Origin of the sequence: Streptomyces sp. NPDC060194, from assembly GCF_042728285.1 — a bacterium.
Lineage (GTDB): Bacteria > Actinomycetota > Actinomycetes > Streptomycetales > Streptomycetaceae > Streptomyces.
The window spans coordinates 18,845-38,951 of sequence record NZ_JBHWZH010000008.1 but is presented as its reverse complement, the minus strand read 5'-3'; the positions used below and the strand labels follow the sequence as shown (position 1 = coordinate 38,951).

Here is a 20,107-nt window from a genome sequence, read left to right as displayed (position 1 = left end):
CGCTCGGTCGCGCCCGTGTGGCCGCCCCCGCCGGATCGCACCCGCCCGGCCGCGTCGGCGCCCGACCGTGCCTGCCCGACCGCACCCGCCCGGCCGCGTCGGCGCCCGACCGTGCCCGCCCGACCGTGCCCGCCCGGCCGTGCTCGGCCCGCGAGCCGGCCGCCGTCGGCCCACCGGGCGTCCGGCCTTCCGCGGCCGCCGGCCGCCATGCCGCACCGGTCGCAGTGCCGACCTCGCAGGCCGGTGGCCCCTCCGGCCCCGCTCAGCGCAGCGGCGCCGCGGCGAACTCCGCCATCCCCGCCGTGAACCCGACCTCCGCGCGCCACCCGAGCTCCGTCCGCAGCCGCGAGGAGTCCGCGGTGATGTGCCGTACGTCCCCAAGCCGGTACTCGCCGGTGACCCGCGGCGCCGGCCCGCCGAACGCCGTCGCCAGCTCGCCCGCCATCTCCCCGATGGTGTGCGGTTCACCGCTGCCGGTGTTGTACGCGGTGAACGACCCCGGGGCGTGCTCCCGCACCGCTCCCAGCGCCGTCACGTTCGCCGCCGCCACGTCGCGCACGTGCACGAAGTCGCGGCGCTGACGTCCGTCCTCGAACACCCGCGGCGCCTCGCCGCGTTCGAGGGCGGAGCGGAAGAACGAGGCCACCCCCGCGTACGGGGTGTCGCGCGGCATCCCCGGCCCGTACACGTTGTGGTAGCGCAGCGAGACCGCCCGGCCGCCGGTGCTCCGCGCCCACGCCGACGCCAGGTGCTCCTGCATGAGCTTCGTCGCCGCGTAGACGTTGCGCGGATCGACGGGCGCGTCCTCGCCCACGAGGCCGGGCTCCAGCGGGGAGCCGCACGCGGGGCAGGGCGGCTCGAAGCCGCCGGCGTCCAGCTCGGCGGGCGACCGCGGACCCGGCCGCACCGCCCCGTGCCGGGCGCAGGCGTACGCACCCTCGCCGTACACCACCATCGACCCGGCGAGCACCAGGTCCCGCACCCCCGCCTCGGCCATCGCCGCGAGCAGCACCGCGGTGCCCAGGTCGTTGCAGCCGACGTAGTCCGGCGCGTCGGAGAAGTCCGAGCCGAGGCCCACCATCGCCGCCTGGTGGCACACCGCGTCGACACCGCGCAGCGCGGCGCGGACCGCCTCGGGGTCGCGGACGTCCCGCGTGATCCACTCCGCGCCCGCCGGCGGGACGGGCGCCACCGCGTGCGCCGCGGGCAGCAAAGCGTCCAGGACCACCGCCTCGTGCCCGTGCCGGGTCAGGAGCCCGACGACCTGCGATCCGATGAACCCGGCTCCGCCGGTGACCAGTACGCGCATGGGTCCCACGGTAGGCGCGCGGCCCGTCGTGTCCGCGGTCCGCGAGGACGTGTCACGGATCCGTAAGGAGCGCGGGGGCGGGTGCGAGGGCGGAGGCGCACCGAGGCCGGCGGGCACGAGGTCCGGCGCGTGCGCGGGCCGGCCCGCGCACGGAGGTCGGCGGGTGCGAGGCGGGTGCGAGGCGGGTGCGCGCGGGGCGCGATGCGTGCGTGCCCGCCCTCGGAAGCGCCCGTTCCCCTCCCGTACGGCCACCCGTCACCCGTGCGCAGGGGGTTCGCCGCCCGGGGCGACTGTCCTGGAGTCGCCGCGACCGCGCGCCCCCCACGAGACTCCGAGGTCACCCCATGCCCGACGTCCACCGCCGCCGGTTCCTCCAGATGGCCGGCGGCGCCGCCGCGACGGCCGCGCTCGACCAGAGCATCGCCCGCGCCGCCGCGATCCCCGCCCAGGTCGCCACCGGCACCCTCCAGGACGTGCAGCACGTCGTCGTCCTGATGCAGGAGAACCGGTCCTTCGACCACTACTTCGGCACCCTGAAGGGCGTGCGGGGCTTCGGCGACCCGCGCCCGGTGCCCCAGGACAACGGCAAGTCGGTCTTCCGCCAGCCGGACGGGTCGAAGGAGGTGCTGCCGTTCCGCCCGCAGGTCGCCGACCTCGGGATGAAGCACATCGAGGGCCTCGACCACGACTGGGCGGGCGGCCACCAGGCCTACAACAAGGGCAAGTACGACCGCTGGATCCCCGCCAAGACCGCCGCGTCGATGGCGTACCTGACCCGCGAGGACATCCCGTTCCACCACGCGCTCGCCGACGCGTTCACCGTCTGCGACGCCTACCACTGCTCGTTCATCGGGGCGACCGACCCCAACCGCTACTACCTGTGGTCGGGCCACACCGGCAACGACGGCACCGGCGGCGGCCCCGTCCTCGGCAACCAGGAGCTGGGCTACCTGGGGACCGGAGAGTGCTCCGGCCTTCAGGCCGGGGGTGAATCCGGGTTCCTGCGTAGTGGGGCAGGAGAAGTCGGTTCGCCTCCGGGCGGACCGGCGTCCACCACCCCGCCGCCGGAGGCCGGGGCGTCGGGTGCGGATCGGCGGCGCTTCGGATGAGCCGCACGCCAGTCGTGCAGCGCACGACGGTCGAAGAGCAGGGTCCGGCCGACCTTCTTCGGCTGCGGGAACCCCTTGAGGCGCCGGACGTAGGTGTACACGGAACGGCGTTCGACGCCGAGCAGCTCAGCGGCCTCATCGGCGGTCGCGAAGTCATCAGTATTCACACTCAGTATGGTACGGTCGGATTGTTCGCACTCAGTGAGATCAAGGAGGTGGGTTGTGCAGCTCAGGTACTCGTTCCGGCTGTATCCCACCTCCGGTCAACGCACGGCGCTGGCGAGGGCTTTCGGGTGCGCGCGGGTGGTCTACAACGACGCGCTTCGCGCTCGGGAGACCGCCCGCAGCGAGAGGCTGCCGTTCCCGAAGACCGGGGTGCTGTCGAGGCAGCTCATCACCGAGGCGAAGAACACCCCGGAGCGGGCGTGGCTCGGTGAGGTGTCGGCGGTCGTCCTCCAGCAGTCGCTGCGCGACCTTGACACCGCGTACCGGAACTTCTTCGACGGGCTCAAAGGCAACCGCCCCCGCATGGGCGCACCCCGGTACAAGTCGAGACGGGACACCCGGCAGTCGGTCCGGTTCACCGCGAACGCCCGATGGTCGATCACTTCCGGCGGGAAGCTGCGCCTGCCGAAGATCGGCGACCTGCCGGTGAAGTGGTCGCGGACGCTCCCGTCCGCCCCGACCACCGTGACCGTGGTCAAGGACGCGGCCAGCCGGTACTTCGCGAGCTTCGTCGTCGAGACCGATGCCTCCGAGGTGCTGCCCCGGACGACACCCGAGGTCGGTATCGACCTCGGGCTCGGGCACTTCGCCGTCCTCTCCGACGGGACGAAGGTCGACAGCCCGCGCTTCCTGCGCCGCGCCGAGAAATCCCTGAAGAAGGCCCAGTGTGCCCTGTCCCGCAAGGAGAAGGGCTCCAGCAACCGGAACAAGGCCCGGATCAAGGTCGCCCGCGCTCACGCGCGGGTGGCCGACGCGCGCCGCGAGTTCCACCACCGGCTCTCCACGAAGCTGATCCGCGAGAACCAAGCGGTCGCCGTGGAGGACCTGGCGGTGAAGGGACTCGCCCGCACGCGCCTGGCCAAGTCCGTCCACGACGCCGGATGGTCGGCGTTCGTGACCATGCTGGAGTACAAGGCCGCCCGGTACGGGCGCACCTTCATCCGGATCGGCCGGTTCGAGCCGACCAGCCAGGTGTGCTCGCGGTGCGGCGTCAAGGACGGCCCCAAGCCGTTGAACGTCCGTGTGTGGACGTGCTCGGCGTGCGGGGCCGTCCTGGACCGGGACATCAACGCGGCGGTCAACGTCGCCAAGGCCGCCGGACTGGCGGTGTCAGCCTGTGGAGCGCAGGTAAGACCGGAACGTGTTCCGGCACCGCGCGGCGAAGCAGGAACCCACCCGACACCGCAGCCTTCAACGGCGCGGTAGGCGGGAATCGCCGTCCTTCAGGGCGACGAGGATGTCAAGTCTGCTCCGAGACCTTCGACCACACCTCCGTGATCCGCTTCCTGGAGAAGCGCTTCGGGGTAGCCGAACCCCACATCTCGCCCTGGCGCAGGGCCGTCTGCGGCGACCTGACCTCCGCGTTCGACTTCACCGGCGCCGACGCCTCGCGCCCGCCGCTGCCGTCCACGGCCGGGTACGTACCCCCGGACCGCGACCGCCACGCGGGGCTGCGCCCCACCCCGCCGGCCACCGGCACCCTGCCCGCGCAGGAACCGGGCGGCAAGCGCGCCCGCCCGCTGCGGTACGCGCCGTACGTCGACGGGTCGCGCAACACCGCCACCGGCCGGTTCACCCTGACCTTCGCCCCCGGCCCCTCCCTGGGCGCGCACTTCCACGTCACCTCCGCGAACCGCGGCGACGGCCCCTGGCCGTACACCGTCGGCGCCGGCCGCACCCTGGCCGACAGCTGGAGCACGGACAACACCCCCTCGAACCGCGTCGACCTCACCGTCCACGGCCCGAACGGGTTCCTGCGCACCTTCCGCGGCGTCGCCCGGTCCGGCGGCCCGGAGGCCACCGCGCGGCACGCGGCGAACGGCAACCTCGACCTGACGCTCACCAACACCGGCACCGGCGCCGTCGACCTCACCGTCTCCAACGCCTACGGCGGCGCCTCGCGCACCCTGCGCGTGGCCCCCGGCGCGACCGTCACCCACACCGTCGACCTCTCCGCGACGGGTCACTGGTACGACGTCAGCGTCCGCTCGAACCTCGACACCGGGTTCCTGCGGCGGTTCGCGGGCCACGTGGAGACGGGCGCGGTGGGCGTGTCGGACCCGGCCATCCGCACGCGGTAGGGGTCGGTTTCACGCCGGTCTCCAGCTCTCCACGACTTCCCCACGCCCCCGCGAATCCGTTTCGCCGCGTCCGGTCGAACTGCTCGTGTGACACACGAGATCCGTTCCGTCTCGCCCGCGCACCCCGCACCGGGGTGCGCGAGCCGGGACGTTCGACCGACCGGAAGGCACACCTCATGACGGTTCGACAGCACACCCGCCGCCGCACCACCGCCGCCGCGCTCGCCGCGCTGGCCGTCGCGGGCGGCACGCTCGTCGCCACGACCGGGCCGGCCGCCGCCGCGCCGGCCTCCGCCCCCGTGGCCGCCGAGCCCGCGCCGGTCGCGAGCGTCGACGTGCCGCGCTACCTGGGCCGCTGGTACCAGATCGCCTCCGTCCCCGCGTTCTTCGAGGTCCAGTGCCTCAAGGACGTCACCGCCGACTACGGCCTGAACTCCGCGGGCATGGTCTCGGTGCGCAACGCCTGCACCTCGCTCTTCGGTCTCAAGAGCAGCATCAAGGGCGCGGCCAAGCCCCTCGACGCCTCCAACGCCCGGCTGAACGTCTCGTTCCTCGGCCTCAACGGCACCTACCGGCACACCTCCGACGCCAACTACATCGTCGTCGGCCTCGCCCCCGACTACAGCTGGGCCGTCGTCACCGACTCCGACCGCCGCAGCGGCTTCGTCCTCTCCCGCACCCCCGCGCTCCCCGCGGCCGCCACCACCGAGGCCCAGGCCGCCCTCACGGCGGCCGGCATCGATCCCTGCACCCTCAAGAAGACCGTCCAGACCGGCGCCAACACCTCCCGCGGCGCGTTCTGCTGACACCCGTCGGCGAGCGGCTGCCTTCTTGCCACCGAGGGGGCAGCCGCTCGCCCCGCACCGACCGCACCAGCCGGTCAAGCCTGTTCGAATCCCTCCGGGCGCGGGTATGCCTTGCCGTGCCGACCGCGTGCCAGGACGCGGCCGCAACCGGCCGACCGGGGGGCAATGGTGCGCAGTCGTGTGTCCGGAATGGGCCTCGGTCCGATCCGAGGGGACCACGCCGTCATGACCCCGATCGTGGGGACCCTGCTGCAGATCCTGCGGGGCTTCATGCTGATCTTCTGGGTCGTCATGCTCGGCTTGACCGTCTTCACTCCGGATCAGGTCGACGGGAATCTCGCCTGGACGACGGCAGTGGTGGTCGCGGTGTACGCCGTGACGTACGGATGGCGTCTGCTGACGGCCCGGCTCGGTACGAACCGCTGCTACCTCCTGGCGGAGGGGGTGGCCGTCACCAACCGCTTCGGAAGGGTCGCCGACTCCGTGGCCTGGCGCGACGTGACCGGTGTCCAGCAGACCACCATCGTGGATCTCTACATGGCGGGGCACCGCATGGAGATCCACCGGAGCCCGCCCGGCAGACCCCTCGTACTCCTGGCACCGGGCGTGAAGTCACGACTGGTGGAGGCCCTGCTCGCCGAGGGCCGCCGCGCCGGAGCCCTGCAGTGAGTGACGCCGCGCCTCGCGCCCAGAGCCGGATGCCGCCGTCCTTCCGCTGACGCGCGTCGACGAGCGGCCGACGTCCCGGGGCAGCCGTTCTCACGCCGGGCCCGGGACCTCCCGTCCCGCTCAGCGGGCCTCCGCACCCAGCTCGGCGTCCAACCGGGCTGGCCAGTCCGCGTCGGCCAGCCCGGCCGCGACCAGCAGGTCGCGCCAGTCCGCCGAGGCGAGCCGAACGGCCTCGTGCACTCCCCGAACGCTCCCCCTGCCCGACAGCACGACCGCCGCCTGCACCCGCTCACTCGCGAAGGCGCGCGCGTCGTAGCCCACCGCGGGGGGCGTCGAGGATCCGCATGACCTCGTCCGCCGAACCGGGGTCGGGGAAGTCGTGCCGGATCCGGCGTTCGAGCCTCACACTGACCAGCATCGCGCGGGTTCCTCTCGGCGGGTCGGATATTCGGGTGCGGTGCCCCTCCCGGCGGGTGTGCAATCCGGAGATGGCGATCACGACGAGTACGCCGGGTGTCAAAGAAGTACCCGAGATGGTGCAGGTGTTGACCGACTGGCTGGCGGACGCCCCATCCGTCCGGCTGCATCCTGGCGACGTCGGCTGGTACTGCCGGTTCGGTGTGCCGCACACCGCGGCGGCCCTCCGGACGTGGAGCCGTGCGGGAGAAGTAATGGCCATCGGCCTGCTGGACGGGCCGGACGAGCTGCGCCTGGGGTTCGCGCCGCACGCCCTGCGCGACGAAGCACTGGCGCGGCGGATCGCTCGGGACGCTGCGGCGCCCCGCCGCGGCGTGCTGCCGGCGGGGACGGCGTGCGTCGCCGCCCCACCAGGGGCGCTGGTCCGCGACCTGCTCGCGCACGACGGCTGGTCGGACGGTGAATCCTGGGCGCCGCTGCACCGCGAACTCACCGGATCCGTACCGGATGCGGGTGTGCGCATCGACGTGGTCGGTCCTGAGCAGGCCCCCGAGCGCACCGCCGTCCAGCGCTCGGCGTTTCCCGGCTCCACCTTCACCGTCGACCGCTGGCATGCGATGGCCGATTCCGCCCCATACGCCACCGCGCGCTGCCTCCTCGCCCGCGACGAGGCGGGAGAACCCGTGGCCGCGGCGACGGTCTGGTCCGCGGGGGAGGGACGGCCCGGCCTGATCGAGCCGCTGGGCGTCCGCGCGGACAGGCGCGGGCTCGGCCACGGCCGGGCAATCGCACGCGCCGCGGCACGCGCCCTCCGGGAACTGGGCGCGTCCAGCGCCGTCGTGCGCACGCCGATGTCGAACACCGCCGCCATCGCGACCTACCGCTCCGCGGGATTCGGGCCGCTGCCCGAGCACACGGACCTGCGACGCGAGGGTTGATGCGCGCCGAAGCCGCGAGCGGGTGGCACGCCTTCGGGCCGCCCGCCCGCTACACCGCGCCCCTTGCGGCCGCACCCGATTCCGTGAGGAATGCGCGCAACTCCGCCGCCAGGCACTCCGGTTGGTCCTCGGGAACGAGGGTGGCGGAGTCCGGGATCTCGACGAGGCGGGCGTGGGGGTAGAGGGCGGCGAGGCGGGGGCCGTGTTCGCGGGGCATGAGGGGGTCCTCGGTTGCCCAGAGGACCAGGACCGGGCGGTCGAAGGTGCGGAGGCGTTCGAACCAGGACAGCAGGGTGCGCCGCCCGGGGGCGGAGACGGCGAACTTGGCGAAGTCGCGGCGGATCGCGGGATCCCGGTCCGCGGGGGCGAACCAGTCGCGGAGGACCGCGTCGGGAATCCCGCGCAGGCTCATGCCCCCGTACCCCCGCCGCGCGTGCCGGACGGCCCGCAGCCGCATGAGGCGGACCAGGGCGAGCATGCCGCCCGGGATCCGCGCGACGACGGCCATCGCCTTCGCCGGCCCCGGCGGGAAGTTGTCGAACGCCTCGCATGCGACGAGGACCAGCCGGCCGATCCGGTTCGCCCCCGCGGACCGGTCGAGCAGCAGGAACTGCCCGCCGCCCCAGTCGTTGAGGACGAGCGTGACGTCCTCCAGCCCGAGCTCGTCGACGAACTCCCCGACCAGCGCGGCGACTCCGCGGTGCGAGAGGTCCGCGTCGGGCCGCATCGGGGTGCGGTGCCCACCGAGCGGCAGCGTCGGCAGCACACACCGGTAGCCGGCCATCAGCGGCACGACCTTGCGCCACACCTGCTCGTTCATCGGGACGCCGTGGCAGAACACCACGACGGGGCCGTCCCCGCCGGTGTCCTGGTAGTCCACCGGTCCCGCGCTCAACTCGACCCGGGACAGCTCCACTTCACACCCCGCGCCACAGGTTCGCGTACGCGGTGTTCTCGATGGTCCGCCGCTGCCGGACCGCCTCCAGCTCCATCACCGCGTCGTGGACCGCGGCGACGACGGCCGTGACGGACTCGTCCCCGACCGCCGGCGCCTCGTCCTCCTCCTCGCCGACCCCCACCGCCGCGGCGAGCGCCGTCAGGACCGCGTCGCCCGCCTCGAACCGCCCCACGGCCCGCCGCCGCAGCTCCGTGTCGGCGGCGACGACCCGCTCGGGCCCGAACGAGAGCCGCCCGCCGCGCTCCCGGGCCAGCTCGCCCTCCGCCTCCAGCGCGGACTGGTACGTGCCGGCGAGGTCGCGCCCCCGCCGCCACAGCCAGTCCGCCACCGCCTCGTACGGCGGCTGCCGCCGCAGCTGCCCCGCCGCCTCGCCGAGCAGCCGCTCACCGGGCGCCCCCGCGTCCCGCGGCGCGATCCGGTCGCCGTCGAGCGCGACGGCCTCCGCTCCGAGCAGGTCGATCACCTCCGCCCCGGCGAGCGCCAGCGACAGGTCCCCCTGCCCGACCCCGTCCTCCGGCCCGCGCTCCACCGCGACGATGAACAACTCTTTTGCCGTGCTCATGACCAGCTCCCGTCGATCCCCTCGAAACGGCCGTCACGGCCAGTATCGCGTGCGGCGGGTGTGTACGGCAGAGGCGGACGGGATGCGCGGGTCTACGGCGCGACCCGCCGGTCCAGGAAGTCGTGGATCAGCCGCGCGACCTCCTCGCCGTGGCTCTCCAGCAGGAAGTGGCCGCCGTCGAGGAGGTGGATCTCGGCGTCGGGGACGTCCTTGGCGAACGCGCGCGCCCCGTCCGGGCCGAAGATGGGGTCGTTCGCGCCCCAGGCGGCGAGCACCGGAGGGCGGTGTTCGCGCAGATAGGCGTGCAGGGCCGGGTAGAGCGGCGAGTTGTTCGCGTAGTCGCGGACCAGCGCGAGCTGGATCTCGTCGTTCCCCGGCCGGGAGACGCGCGCGAGGTCGTGGTGCCAGGTGTCGGGGCTGACCGCGCTCGGGTCGGGGACGCCGGTGACGTACTGCCAGCGGAAGCCCTCCAGGGTGAGGAACTCCCGTATCGCCGCCTCTCGTTCGGGCGTCGGGTCGGCCTGGTACGCCTCGATCGGCGCCCAGAAGTCCCGGACGAAGCCGGCGTCGTACCCGTTCCCGCTCTGCGTGATGATCGCCGTCAGCGCGCCCGGGTCCGCGAGTGCGAGCCGCCAGCCGACGGGTGCGCCGTAGTCCTGCACGTAGATCGCGTACCGCTCGACGCCGAGCTGCGCGAGCAGGCCGCGGGTCAGCTCCGCGAGCGCGTCGAAGGTGTACGTGAACGCCCGCGCGTCCGGGGTGGCGGACAGCCCGAACCCGAGGTGGTCCGGTGCGATCACCCGGTACCGGTCCGCGAGCCGCGGGATCAGCTCCCGGAACATGAACGAGCTGGTCGGGAAGCCGTGCAGCAACACGATCACGGGCCCGTCGGCCGGCCCGGCCTCCCGGTAGAAGAGCTCGTGCCCCTGCACGGTGGCGTAGCGGTGGTGAACGGTCATCTCTAACCCCTAACCAGAGTTTTGGTGGTTGCCTCCATCATGGCGGAGATATCTAACCTGTCAAGGTGCTAATAGAGGGTTAGTCATGGCACGCCAACCGATTCGCCCCGTCGGTACCGCCTTTGCGGCCGCCGCCCCTGCCCAGGTCACCGCAGCCGTCCGGGCGGGCGATGGCGGCGACGCGAGCGGCCTCACGCGCGCCGGGGCGCGGGCCCGGCCGGGCGTGGGTCCCCGGCGGAGTTGTGTGGGCGGGGGCGCGTACGATGCCGGGCATGGTGGGACGGGATGCGCTGGGAGTCACTCGGGACGGTTACGACGCCGCCGCGTCCGTGTACGCGGAGATGTTCCGGGAGGCGCACCGCGAGAAGCCGTTGGACCGGGCGGTGCTGCAGGTGTTCGCCGAGTACGTCGGCGGCGGGGGAGTGGTCGCGGACCTGGGGTGCGGCCCCGGACACGTCACCGCGTACCTCGCGGAGTCGGGGCTGGACGTGTTCGGGATCGACGCGTCACCCGCGATGATCGCCCTGGCCCGCGAGGCCTATCCGCGACTTCGCTTCGAGATCGGCGACATGGCCCGGCTGGAGATCCCGGACGCGACCCTCGCCGGCATCCTCTCGCGCTGGTCCGTCATCCACACGCCGCCCGCCGAACTCCCGCCCGTTCTGGCCGAGTTCGCCCGCATCCTCGCCTCCGGCGGGCATCTCCTGCTCGGCTTCTCCGCGACCGACGACGGTTGCGACCCGCCGCAGGTCTTCGACCACGCCGTCGCCCCGGCCTACCGCTGGTCGCCCGACCACCTCGCCGGGCTGCTCGGCGACCACGGCCTCGCCGAGGTCGCCCGCACGATCCGCGCCCCGCAGCCGACGGACCAGCGCCCGTTCCCCGCGGTCCACCTCCTCGTGCGGAAGGTGTGAGGCGGGTCGGACGGGCGGGGATCACCTCAGGCGGCGACGGGTCGTCGCGCGACGGCGCGCGGGCGGTGACGGGTGGTCAGTTCCGGGCGGCGTACGTGACGAACTCCGCCCAGGCGGTGGGGGAGAGGGCGAGTTCGGGGCTACGGGCGTCCTTGGAGTCACGGACGTGGACGGCGCGAGGACCTTTCGCGACCTCCACGCAGGAGTCTCCCTCAGAGCCGCTGTAGCTGCTCTGGAACCAGACCTCCAGGCAGGCGTCTCCATCGGAACCGCTGTAGCTGCTCTTGAACCAGAACCGTTTGTCGATGCTGCTCATCGCGCTCCTCGCAGTTGCTTCAGCAGGCCCCGGGAGTCCTCGGGAGTGAGAGCCTGCGAGCGCAGTTTGGCATATCGCTGCAGCGTGATGCTGACCTCCTTCGGCTCCGAGATCAGAATCCCACCGCGCTGTCCCTCCGCGTAACCGAACCACCTGTTGTCGGGCGACTCCAGGAGCATCAAGGGACCGTCGAAACCGGAGTGTTCGGGCTGATGTCTCGGCATGATCTGCAACTCGACGTTGAACTGCGTCGACCGCTCGAGGAGGTTGTCGATCAACTCACCAGTGACCTCGGGTCCACCCGTTCCCCGCTCGACGAGTGCCTGCTCGATGATGAAGCTGAACGCGATCGGGGGCCTGCGCTCGAACAGTTGCTGACGTTCCAGGCGAGCTGCGACCTGCTCGGACACCTGCTGCTCATCCTTCACGGGCGGCACGCTCATGGTCACGGCCCGCGCGTACCGCTCTGTCTGGAGCAGGCCGGGAATCACGCGACACTCGTACGTCCACAACGTGTCCGCCGTGGTCTCCAGCCGCGCCCACTGGCGGAACCAACTCGCCAGGCCCGCCTGGCGAGTGAGATGCGGCGCGGCCCGCCTCAGCGCTCCCGTCTCGCCGAGCGCCGCCTCCGCCCGCGCGACGAACTCCGCGTCCGGCATCCGCCGCCCCTGCTCGACGGACGCGACCGTGTGCTTCGAGAACCGCACGAGATCGCCGAACTCCTCGCGGCTCAGCCCCGCGTGCTCGCGCAACGCCTGGACGACCGCCCCGAACGTCCGCAGACTGTCGGAGGCCCCCGGTTCGCCCGCCCCCGCGCCGGTCTCCACATCCTCGTAGCCCACCGCTGCCTCCCCGGACCCGTAGCACGACGGGACAAGGGTCACGCACGGTGACGCGTACTGTCCACCACGCGTGCGCGTACGCTCACGGAGCGTACGCGGTGTCAGCCTGGTGAACAGGGCCGCGACGACGGCAGGTTGGGCGCATGAGCAACCCCAGGACCCCTTCCGCCGCACCCCCCCCCGCGCCGCGCCCCGTCACCGTACGTGTGTTCACCCAGCGCTTCAGCGCGACTCCGCGGGGAGCCCGCCTGGCCCGCCGCCTCGCCACGCACCAACTCGACGCCTGGGGCGTGCCGTACGGCGGCGAGCCGTCGGACACGGCCACGCTGCTGGTCGCCGAGCTCGCGGCGAACGCGGTGACGCACGGCCGGGTCTCCGGCCGGGACTTCGAGCTCGGACTCACCCTCCGCGACCGCACCCTGCGCATCGCCGTCTCCGACCCCCGCGGCGAACGCCACCCGCACCACCCCGCGCCCCGCCCTCGCGGAGACCGGCCGCGGCCTCCTCCTCGTCGACGCGCTCGCCGACCGCTGGCACGTCGAGGACCGCGGCCCCGTCGGCAAGACGGTCGTCGCGGAACTGGAACTGCGCTGAGACGCGCGAAGGGGGCCGGCACCACCTCACCCCCGCAGCGCCGACGCGAAGATCCCCGGCAGGCGCCAGGCCTTGCCGTCCGCCGCGAACGCCGTCAGCCGCCGCATCGTGGTGAGGCCGGTGCGGTTGGTGACGAAGTACGGGGGGCGGGGGGACAGGGAGGGGGCGCCGGTGAGGAGGCCGCGGGGGGCGGGGGCGAAGGGCGCGCGGAGCACGGTCTTCTCGACGTCCTCCAGGAGGAACGCGTTGTGCACGAAGCCGGTGCCGCTGCCGATGTCCTGGCGGGTGTGGCCGGGGAACGCACCCCAGGGGGTGGTGCCCAGCAGGAAGCCGAACGCGGACCAGCAGTTGACGCCGAGGGTGCCGTAGCGCAGCGAGGCGATCGCCTCGTCGACCGCGGCCCGGTGGGTACGGGCGGTGCGCGGGTCGACGAGGAGGGTCGCGCCGAGCGTGCCGGGGAGCCTGTCGTTCGCGAACTCGACCGCCGCGCGCAGGAACTGCGCCGGGTCCTCGCCCGGCAGCCGCAGCACCCCGAGCGCGCCGGCGAAGACCTCCGTGCGGAGCATGGGATCGTCCGGGTCGCTGATCTCGGGGACGAGCACCCGGCAGCTGTCGTCGCCGAACGTCTCCGAGGTCTCGGGACGCGTCGCCGCGGCGATCCGGTCGGCCGCGCCCGGGTAGTACGCCTCGCGCGCGGGGAGTTCGGCGAGCACGCGCCGGATCTCGGCGAGCAGCCGCTCCGTCCCCGCCCAGTGCCGGGGCACCAGCAGCACCTGGGTGGCGACGCAGTTGTGCCCCGCGTTGTTGAGCTTGCTCGTCACGATGTGCTCGGCCTGGAACCGGAAGTCCGCCGCGCTCCAGGGGCCCGGGGTGACGATGCAGGGGCTGACCCCGCCCAACTCGCTGGTGAACGGCTTGTCGTTGACCGGGGTGTCGGCGGCCCTGCGCTCCTCCGCCCGCTCGTCCGCGCCCCACACGATCGCGTCGTGCGTGCGGTCGCTGCCGGTGACGTGGATGGTGTCGATCCCCTCGTGCCGGGTGAGGTACGCCCCCTCCGCCGCGCCCCCGTCGACGAACCGGACGAACCCGCGCTCGACGAACTCGGCGAAGACGGCCTCGAAGTGGGGCCGCAGGTAGGCGTTGACGGGGTTCATCTTCGCGAGCACCACCTCCCCGTCCGCGTACAGCTTGTGCAGGATGTCCAGTGGGGTGATGGCGGCGACGTTGCCCGCGCCGAGCACCAGACCGACCGCGCTGGCCCCCGGCCGGCCCCGGTACTCGCCGGCCGCGCGGGCGAGGACCTCCTCCCGACCGGTGCCCGGCCGGGTCCACACCTCGGCGGTGAAGCCGTTGAGCAGCAGCCGGTCGGCGGGGGCCGCGGGGAAGACGTCGACGACCGTGCGGCCGCCGCGGTCGTGCACGGCCGTTTCCGGAACGGGAGTTCGCCCCGCCGCGATCCGGCGCAGGGTGTGCAGGTAGGCGTTGGTCGTCTGGGCGAGCGCCCACGGGGCCGCGATCCAGTCCTCGGCGGCCCAGGCGGAGTCCGCCGCGTACCCCTTCGCCCGCGCCGCGTCGGCGACCGTCGCCGCGGCCCCCGAAGCGATCCGCGGCAGCATCCGCTCCAGGAGCGCGATCCGCTCCGGCAACGGCGTCGCCGTCCAGACCGCGGCGTGCTCCCGCAGCTCGCTGACGGCCAGGTCGAGGGAGGTGGTGTCGGTGGCGAGGGGAGCGCTCACGGGGTGACTCCTGTTCGTTCGAGGGGTGTTGAAGAGTAGAGCGGCCGGCGCGCGGAGGGGGCCGGTCGGCCGGAGGCCGCTTTAGGCCGCTCGCCGCGGACTGCTCCGGGCCCGTTCGGCCGCCTCCGCCGGCCGGCGGCCGGGGATGCCCGGCGGGGCGACCCCCGACCACCCGGAGCGCGCCCGCAGCCGGGCGGCCGGAGCGCGCCCGCAGCCGGGCGGCCGGAGCGCGCCCGCAGCCGGGCGGCCGGAGCGCGCCCGCAGCCGGTCGTCCGGAGCCCGTCCACAGCCGGGCGGTCGGAGCGTCCCCGCAGTCGGGCGGTCGGAGCGTGCCCGCAGTCGGTGGTCCGGAGCGCGCCCCCGCCGCACGGCCTGAACCCGCCCGCAGTCGGGCGGTCGGAGCGCACCCCCGCGGGGCGGCCCGAGCGCACCCGCAGTCGTGCGGCCGGAGCGCGCCGCAGTCGGGCGGTCGGAGTTCCCGCGCCCCGACCCGCGGCGCCGCGTCAGCCGGCGAGCCGCAGCCGGTCCCGTTCCGGGTCGATCATCGTGTACGCGATGACCGCCCCGACCGCGATCAGCACGCCCGACAGCACGACTGCCGTTCGGTACCCGCCGTCGCCCTGCGCGTCGACCATCGCGCCGACGATCGCCGGGGCGAGCAGGCCGGCCACCGTCACCAGTGCGTTCATCAGGCCGAGCGCACCGCCCGAACGCCCGGGCGGGGCAAGCTCGTTGACGGTCGTCGCCGCGACGGTCGCGTACGCGCCGCCGAAGCCGAAGCCCAGTGCGATGAGCGCGGTGTGCGGGCCGCGGGCGTCGACCAGCGGGGTGAGCAGCAGGCAGAGCGCGCCGATCGCGAGCATCCCCGCCCCGACCCGGCCCCGGGCGATCCGGCCGCCCTTGCCGCGCCGCAGCAGCCGCCCGGTCAGCCACGCCTGGCCGAAGAGGACCACCGCCCCGACCGCCCACGGCAGCACGAGCAGCACACCGGCCGTGTGCGCCGGGTAGTCGAGCGCGTTGCGCAGGTACGACGGCAGCCAGACGAGCATCAGCGCGACCGTCCAGTAGCTGGTGAAGTACGCCAGCGTGGTGCCGATCCAGGTGCGGCTCGCGAAGATCCGCCGGTAGGGGACGTCCGACGCCGCCTCCCCGCCCGCGCGCGCCGCGACCGACCGCGGACTGTCCGCGCCGAGCACCGCCCACGCGGCCGCCCACACCACGCCGACCACGACCAGCACCCACAGCGCCGTGCGCCAGCCGTGCTCCTGGATCACCCAGGTCAGGGTGGGCGCGGAGACGATCACCCCGAGCGTGATCCCGACGGTGACCAGGGCGCCCGGCAGGTTGCGCCTGTGGTCCGGGAACCACGACAGCGTCGCGGCCTGCGCGACGGGGAACGCCGGGCCCTCCGCCGCGCCGAGGAGCACCCGCGAGGCGACGAGCACCGCGAGTCCGCCCCCGATCGCGGCGGGGACCTGCGCCACCGACCACATCAGGGCCATCACCAGGATGAGCACCTTCGGCGAGACCCGGTCCGCGGCGAGGCCGACGGCGATCCCGGCGACCGAGAACAGCAGGAAGAACGCGCTGTTCGCGAGGCCGAACTGGGTGGCGCTCAGGCCGAGGTCGGCGCGGATCTCGTCGGCCGCGAGACCGAGCACCGACTTGTCCGCGAAGTTGACCATCATGAAGACGACGAGCAGCGCCGTCACCGTCCAGGCGCGCCGGCTCGTGCCGCGCTCCTCGCTGTCCGCCCCGACGGCCGGGGCCTGCGCGGCGGTCACGACAGCGGGACCCCGGCGATGGCGACCCGCTCCATCACCCTGCGCTGCGGGAAGTAGTCGTTCACCGCGTAGTGCTGGACCGCGATGTTGTCCCAGATCGCCACCGAGTCCGGCTCCCAGCGGAAGCGGATCTGGAACTCGGGGATGCGGGCCTGGAGCACCAGGATGTCGAGCAGCTCGCGGTTCTCCGCCTCCGAGAGCCCCTTGATGTACCGGGTGAACGGCTCGTTCACGTACAGCGTGCGCCGTCCGCTGCGGGGATGGCGCACCACCACCGGGTGCTCGACCTGCGGCCACGTCTGGCGGAACGCCGCCTTCTGCTCGTCGTTCATCAGCGCGCCCCAGCTGGCCTCCCAGTCGTGGACGGCGCTCAGCCCCTCGATGCGCTGCTTCAGCTCCTCGGGCAGGTTGTCGTAGGCCGCGCCCATGTCGGCCCACAGGGTGTCCCCGCCCGCGGCGGGCACCTCGACCGCGCGGAGCACCGCGCCGAGCGAGGGGTTCGCCATGAACGAGTGGTCGCTGTGCCAGATGTTCTTGTTCCCCGCCGCCTTCGCGTCCTTCGCCAGCCGGGAGATGCCCGGCGTGCCGGTCTGCGCGAAGAACGGGTTGGGCTCGGGGGGTCCCCACACCCCCGAGAGCGCCAGCTGGTGGTCGGCGGTGAAGCCCGTCTGGCCGCGGAAGAAGACCACCTTCCACTCCAGGAGGGCCGCCCGCAGCTCCTCGGCGAGCTCGTCGTCGATCCCCGCGGTCAGGTCGATCCCGGTGAGCACCGCGCCGAAGTGCGGTGTCAGCGGGTCGACGCCGAACCGCCGGTACGCGGTCTCCCGCGCCCCCGGCGCCAGCCGGTCCAGCGTGCGCCGGCCGTAGTGCATCAGGGGCTTGTCCAGGACGGGCTTCGGATCGGCGATCGGGGCCGTTGCGACGTCGTTCATACGGGTCCTCCCGGCGGTGCGCGGATTACGTAACCGGCAGTATTGATATTGCGGCACGCCGAGGGCAAGGGGTCTGGCGGTGTCGATTTCCCGCGAGGGGCGGGGGACCTCCCGCGGGAACGCGCTTCGGTGGCGGTGGACCCGCGGTCAGAGTGCGGTCGAGAGCGCCACGTCCCGCCACGTGTCGAGTTCGCGCCGCACCAGGTCCAGCTTGGCCTCCACCCGCTCGACGGCGTCCGCGCCCAGCTGCAGCCGCAGCGGCGGGTCGGCGCTCTCGGCGAGGTCCACGACGGCGGCCGCCGCCTTCGCCGGATCGCCGGGCTGGCGGCCGTCGTTCCCGGCCAGGGCCGCGCGGACCGGGCCCGCGCCGGCGGCGTAGTCCGCGATCGCGGCCGGCTCCACCTTGATGCTGCTGCCGCTGAGGAAGTCGGTACGGAAGCCGCCCGGCTCCACGATCGTCACGCGCACACCCAGCGGGGCGAGTTCCGCGTGCAGCGCCTCGGAGACGCCCTCCAGGGCGAACTTCGACGCGCCGTACAGGCCGACGCCCGGGGCGGTGGCGAAGCCGCCCACCGAGCCGATGTTCACCACGTGCCCGGAGCGCTGCGCGCGCAGCGTCGGCAGGGTCGCCCGCAGCACGTTGAGCACGCCGAACACGTTGACGTCGAACAGCGCGCGGGCGGCCTCGTCCGAGACCTCCTCGACCGCGCCCACCAGGCCGTACCCGGCGTTGTTCACGACGACGTCGATCCGGCCGAACTCCGCCAGGCCCGCCTCCACCGCGGCCGCGAGCTGCCCCGGCTCCGTCACGTCCGCGCCGACCGCGAGCAGCCCGTCGGGCCGCTCCGGGTACGCGCGGAGCACCGCGTCCGCGTCCCTCGCCGTCGCGACCACCCGGTGGCCCCGCTCCAGCGCCGCCCGCGTGATCTCCGCGCCGAGCCCGCGCGAGGCACCCGTGACAAACCAGACACTCATGCTCTTCCACCGTTCGATCGCCCTGCGGTCAACGGCCCGACGGTAGGTCTTGGAGCGCTCTCCAGGTCAAGTGCGTTTCCGCGAGGGGCACATGGGCCGGCCCACGACGTGCGGCCCAGGGCGTCAGTCCGCCGCCACGCCGCGGCCGACGAGATCCACCACGGCCTCCACCAGGGCCTCGTCGGGCTGCTGCTGCTCGGCGACCATGCGGAAGACGAGCGACGAGGCGACGAGGGTGGTCGCGGCGGCGAGGTCCGCGTCCGGGCGGACGTCGCCGCGGGTCACACCGCGCTCCAGGACGCGGCGCGTCTCGCTGGTGACGCGGGCCGCGTAGTCCCCGAACTCCGCGCGTACGGAGCCCTGTTCGGTCGTCGCGCCCAGCACGCCGGCGAGGAGGCGGTCGATGCCGGGCTGCCGGTAGGCCTCCATCCGCGCGGTCAGCACCATCCGCAGCTCCGCGCGGAAGTCCCCCAGGTCCGGGATGCGCAGCGGGCCGATCCGCGACTCCGCCGCAGCGATGATGAGCCGCTGCTTCGTCGGCCAACGGCGGTACATCGCCGGCTTGCTGACTCCGGCGCGGACCGCCACCGCGTCCATCGTCAGCGCGGCCATCCCGCGCTCGGCCACCAGCTCCACCACCGCGTCCAGCACCGCCTGCGTCATGTGCTCCTGCCGCGGCCGTCCCGGCCCCCTGCGCCCTTCGGTCATACGCCGACCATACGTCGACCCGCACGTCTCACGCGCCCCGCCCGCGTCGGGGCCGTACCGACACCCTCCCCCGCATACCTCGCACACCGGGCTGATGTCCCCCGCATGCGCCGACACCATGTCGTACGACGAGGCCGTGCAGTGCCTCGCCGAGCCGCGCCGGCAGCGGGCCCGGCGTTACGCATCATCCTCGGCCCCCCAGGCCGCCACCCTGATCCAGCCCCTCGTCCCTCGCCACCGGCCTGACCGCCCGCGAGCTCGCCGAACGCCCCCTGTGGATCCACCCCGCCCTCACCGAGGGGGTGGAGAACGCCCTTCTCGGCCTGGACACCGACCGGTAAGCCGCCCGCCGCGACCGCGTCCGGCGCACGTACGCTGCCCCTCGTGTCCCACGAACCCTCCGCCACCCGTCCCACCGACCCGCTGACGACCGAGGCGGTCACCCGTATCGTCCTGCGGCCCATCGCCAGCCCGCTCCCGCTCGGGTTCTTCGCGCTCGGGATCGGCAGCGCGGTGCTGTCGACGCTGCAGCTGGAATGGGTGCCGCTCGATCAGAGCGAGGTGCTGCTCATCCTCGTGCTGATCTTCGTCGTCCCGCTCCAACTCATCGCCGGGCTCTTCGCGTTCGCCGCGCGCGACGCGGGCGCCGGCACCGCGCTGCTCCTGCTGAGCGCGACCTGGGCCGGCACGAGCGTCACCTCCCTCGACTCCGCGCCCGGCGAACCCGTCACCGCGCAGGCCGTGTTCCTCCTCGTCCTCGTCCCCTTCGTCCTCGCCCTCGCCGCGGCGTCCGCCCAGACCAAACCCCTCTTCGCCGTCCTCCTCACCCTCGCCGCGGTCCGCTTCGGCCTCACCGGCCTCTACGAGGCCGGCCTCGGCACCGCGTTCCAGGCGGCCGCGGGGTGGACGGGGCTGGTCATCGGCGCGTACGCGCTGTACGCGGGGCTCGCCCTCCTCGTCGAGGACGGCAAGCAACGCACCGTCCTGCCCCTGTTCCGCCGCGGGGCGGCGCGGAAGTCGATCGAGGGGGACCTGCGGGAGCAGCTGACGTCCGCGCAGCAGGAGGCGGGGGTGCGGCACCAGTTGTGAGAGGGGGACCCCGCCGCGCGGCGAGGGGGAGCGCACGGTGCGGCGAACCCCGGGGATCGCGGGGCCGCACGGGTGGAACCCGGGCCTCGCGGCCCTGAGGCCCGCGACTTCCCGCCGTGCTCAAGCTATAGCGCACGGGGGGCCTTGCCGCAAGGCCCCCCTCAGCGCGGACAATCATCCGCGC

Annotated in this window: 19 protein-coding genes and 3 pseudogenes; 9 read left to right on the top strand and 13 right to left on the bottom strand. The window is 73.7% G+C overall.

Annotated elements, in window-relative coordinates; translation table 11 throughout:
* Positions 1-262 precede the first annotated feature (262 nt).
* Entirely contained in the window at positions 263-1,309 is a 1,047-nt protein-coding gene (locus ACFWEG_RS03140) for an NAD-dependent epimerase/dehydratase family protein (RefSeq protein ID WP_387208561.1), read from the bottom strand.
* A gap of 344 nt (positions 1,310-1,653) precedes the next feature.
* On the opposite strand from ACFWEG_RS03140, the pseudogene ACFWEG_RS03135 reads away from it, so the two are divergent.
* Positions 1,654-2,304 (top strand): annotated as a pseudogene (locus ACFWEG_RS03135) (alkaline phosphatase family protein); the annotation flags it as partial.
* On the opposite strand, the gene ACFWEG_RS03130 reads toward ACFWEG_RS03135, so the two are convergent.
* A complete protein-coding gene (locus ACFWEG_RS03130; protein WP_387208559.1) occupies positions 2,286-2,585 on the bottom strand; it encodes a helix-turn-helix domain-containing protein in 300 nt (99 codons plus the stop codon). The pseudogene ACFWEG_RS03135 and the gene ACFWEG_RS03130 sit on opposite strands and share 19 nt — an antisense overlap.
* A gap of 55 nt (positions 2,586-2,640) precedes the next feature.
* Here ACFWEG_RS03130 and ACFWEG_RS03125 point away from each other — a divergent pair, with 55 nt between their 5' ends.
* The 4 genes and pseudogenes from ACFWEG_RS03125 to ACFWEG_RS03110 all read left to right on the top strand — a co-directional run bounded on the left by ACFWEG_RS03125 (position 2,641) and on the right by ACFWEG_RS03110 (position 6,199).
* Complete coding sequence (locus ACFWEG_RS03125) at positions 2,641-3,849, top strand: RNA-guided endonuclease InsQ/TnpB family protein (RefSeq protein ID WP_387208557.1); 1,209 nt, start codon at positions 2,641-2,643, stop codon at positions 3,847-3,849.
* A gap of 29 nt (positions 3,850-3,878) precedes the next feature.
* Positions 3,879-4,724, top strand: a pseudogene (locus tag ACFWEG_RS03120) (phospholipase domain-containing protein); the annotation flags it as partial.
* A gap of 176 nt (positions 4,725-4,900) precedes the next feature.
* Positions 4,901-5,530: a lipocalin family protein gene (locus ACFWEG_RS03115; RefSeq protein WP_387208555.1), complete on the top strand. Its 630-nt coding sequence runs from the start codon at positions 4,901-4,903 to the stop codon at positions 5,528-5,530.
* 225 nt (positions 5,531-5,755) lie between these two features.
* Positions 5,756-6,199, top strand: coding sequence for a hypothetical protein (locus tag ACFWEG_RS03110; protein ID WP_387208553.1), 444 nt, complete (start codon positions 5,756-5,758; stop codon positions 6,197-6,199).
* A gap of 289 nt (positions 6,200-6,488) precedes the next feature.
* Here the strand turns inward: ACFWEG_RS03110 and ACFWEG_RS03105 are convergent, their stop codons facing one another.
* Positions 6,489-6,617: a hypothetical protein gene (locus ACFWEG_RS03105; protein ID WP_387208551.1), complete on the bottom strand. Its 129-nt coding sequence runs from the start codon at positions 6,615-6,617 to the stop codon at positions 6,489-6,491.
* Positions 6,618-6,687: 70 nt separating this feature from the next.
* On the opposite strand from ACFWEG_RS03105, the gene ACFWEG_RS03100 reads away from it, so the two are divergent.
* Entirely contained in the window at positions 6,688-7,554 is an 867-nt protein-coding gene (locus ACFWEG_RS03100) for a GNAT family N-acetyltransferase (RefSeq protein ID WP_387208549.1), read from the top strand.
* Positions 7,555-7,603: 49 nt separating this feature from the next.
* On the opposite strand, the gene ACFWEG_RS03095 is transcribed toward ACFWEG_RS03100, so the two are convergent.
* The 3 genes from ACFWEG_RS03095 to ACFWEG_RS03085 form a co-directional block, all read right to left on the bottom strand.
* Entirely contained in the window at positions 7,604-8,464 is an 861-nt protein-coding gene (locus ACFWEG_RS03095) for an alpha/beta fold hydrolase (protein ID WP_387208643.1), read from the bottom strand.
* Between the two features lie 7 nt (positions 8,465-8,471).
* On the bottom strand, positions 8,472-9,074 hold the full coding sequence (locus ACFWEG_RS03090) for a GPP34 family phosphoprotein (protein ID WP_387208547.1): 603 nt from the start codon (positions 9,072-9,074) through the stop codon (positions 8,472-8,474).
* A 92-nt stretch (positions 9,075-9,166) separates the two neighbouring features.
* Positions 9,167-10,033 (bottom strand): alpha/beta fold hydrolase, encoded by an 867-nt coding sequence (locus ACFWEG_RS03085; RefSeq protein ID WP_387208545.1) that lies wholly within the window; start codon positions 10,031-10,033, stop codon positions 9,167-9,169.
* 272 nt (positions 10,034-10,305) lie between these two features.
* On the opposite strand from ACFWEG_RS03085, the gene ACFWEG_RS03080 reads away from it, so the two are divergent.
* Positions 10,306-10,947 carry a class I SAM-dependent methyltransferase gene (locus ACFWEG_RS03080; protein WP_387208543.1) on the top strand — a complete coding sequence of 214 codons (642 nt, stop codon included), beginning with the start codon at positions 10,306-10,308 and terminating at the stop codon, positions 10,945-10,947.
* A gap of 76 nt (positions 10,948-11,023) precedes the next feature.
* On the opposite strand, the gene ACFWEG_RS03075 is transcribed toward ACFWEG_RS03080, so the two are convergent.
* Both ACFWEG_RS03075 and ACFWEG_RS03070 read right to left on the bottom strand, forming a co-directional pair.
* A complete protein-coding gene (locus tag ACFWEG_RS03075; RefSeq protein ID WP_387208541.1) occupies positions 11,024-11,263 on the bottom strand; it encodes a DUF397 domain-containing protein in 240 nt (79 codons plus the stop codon).
* Complete coding sequence (locus ACFWEG_RS03070) at positions 11,260-12,105, bottom strand: helix-turn-helix domain-containing protein (RefSeq protein WP_387208539.1); 846 nt, start codon at positions 12,103-12,105, stop codon at positions 11,260-11,262. Before ACFWEG_RS03070 ends, ACFWEG_RS03075 begins: the two co-directional genes overlap by 4 nt.
* A gap of 143 nt (positions 12,106-12,248) precedes the next feature.
* On the opposite strand from ACFWEG_RS03070, the pseudogene ACFWEG_RS03065 reads away from it, so the two are divergent.
* Positions 12,249-12,699 (top strand): annotated as a pseudogene (locus tag ACFWEG_RS03065) (ATP-binding protein).
* A gap of 26 nt (positions 12,700-12,725) precedes the next feature.
* On the opposite strand, the gene ACFWEG_RS03060 reads toward ACFWEG_RS03065, so the two are convergent.
* The 5 genes from ACFWEG_RS03060 to ACFWEG_RS03040 form a co-directional block, all read right to left on the bottom strand.
* Positions 12,726-14,435 carry an aldehyde dehydrogenase family protein gene (locus ACFWEG_RS03060; protein ID WP_387208537.1) on the bottom strand — a complete coding sequence of 570 codons (1,710 nt, stop codon included), beginning with the start codon at positions 14,433-14,435 and terminating at the stop codon, positions 12,726-12,728.
* A 503-nt stretch (positions 14,436-14,938) separates the two neighbouring features.
* Entirely contained in the window at positions 14,939-16,219 is a 1,281-nt protein-coding gene (locus tag ACFWEG_RS03055) for an MFS transporter (RefSeq protein ID WP_387208535.1), read from the bottom strand.
* Positions 16,216-17,151 (bottom strand): TauD/TfdA dioxygenase family protein, encoded by a 936-nt coding sequence (locus ACFWEG_RS03050; protein WP_387208533.1) that lies wholly within the window; start codon positions 17,149-17,151, stop codon positions 16,216-16,218. Before ACFWEG_RS03050 ends, ACFWEG_RS03055 begins: the two co-directional genes overlap by 4 nt.
* A gap of 147 nt (positions 17,152-17,298) precedes the next feature.
* Complete coding sequence (locus ACFWEG_RS03045; RefSeq protein WP_387208531.1) at positions 17,299-18,126, bottom strand: oxidoreductase; 828 nt, start codon at positions 18,124-18,126, stop codon at positions 17,299-17,301.
* A 123-nt stretch (positions 18,127-18,249) separates the two neighbouring features.
* Complete coding sequence (locus tag ACFWEG_RS03040; protein WP_387208529.1) at positions 18,250-18,789, bottom strand: TetR/AcrR family transcriptional regulator; 540 nt, start codon at positions 18,787-18,789, stop codon at positions 18,250-18,252.
* 429 nt (positions 18,790-19,218) lie between these two features.
* On the opposite strand from ACFWEG_RS03040, the gene ACFWEG_RS03035 reads away from it, so the two are divergent.
* Positions 19,219-19,923, top strand: a complete 705-nt coding sequence (locus tag ACFWEG_RS03035) for an acetate uptake transporter family protein (RefSeq protein ID WP_387208527.1) — start codon at positions 19,219-19,221, stop codon at positions 19,921-19,923.
* The last annotated feature ends 184 nt before the right edge of the window (positions 19,924-20,107 follow it).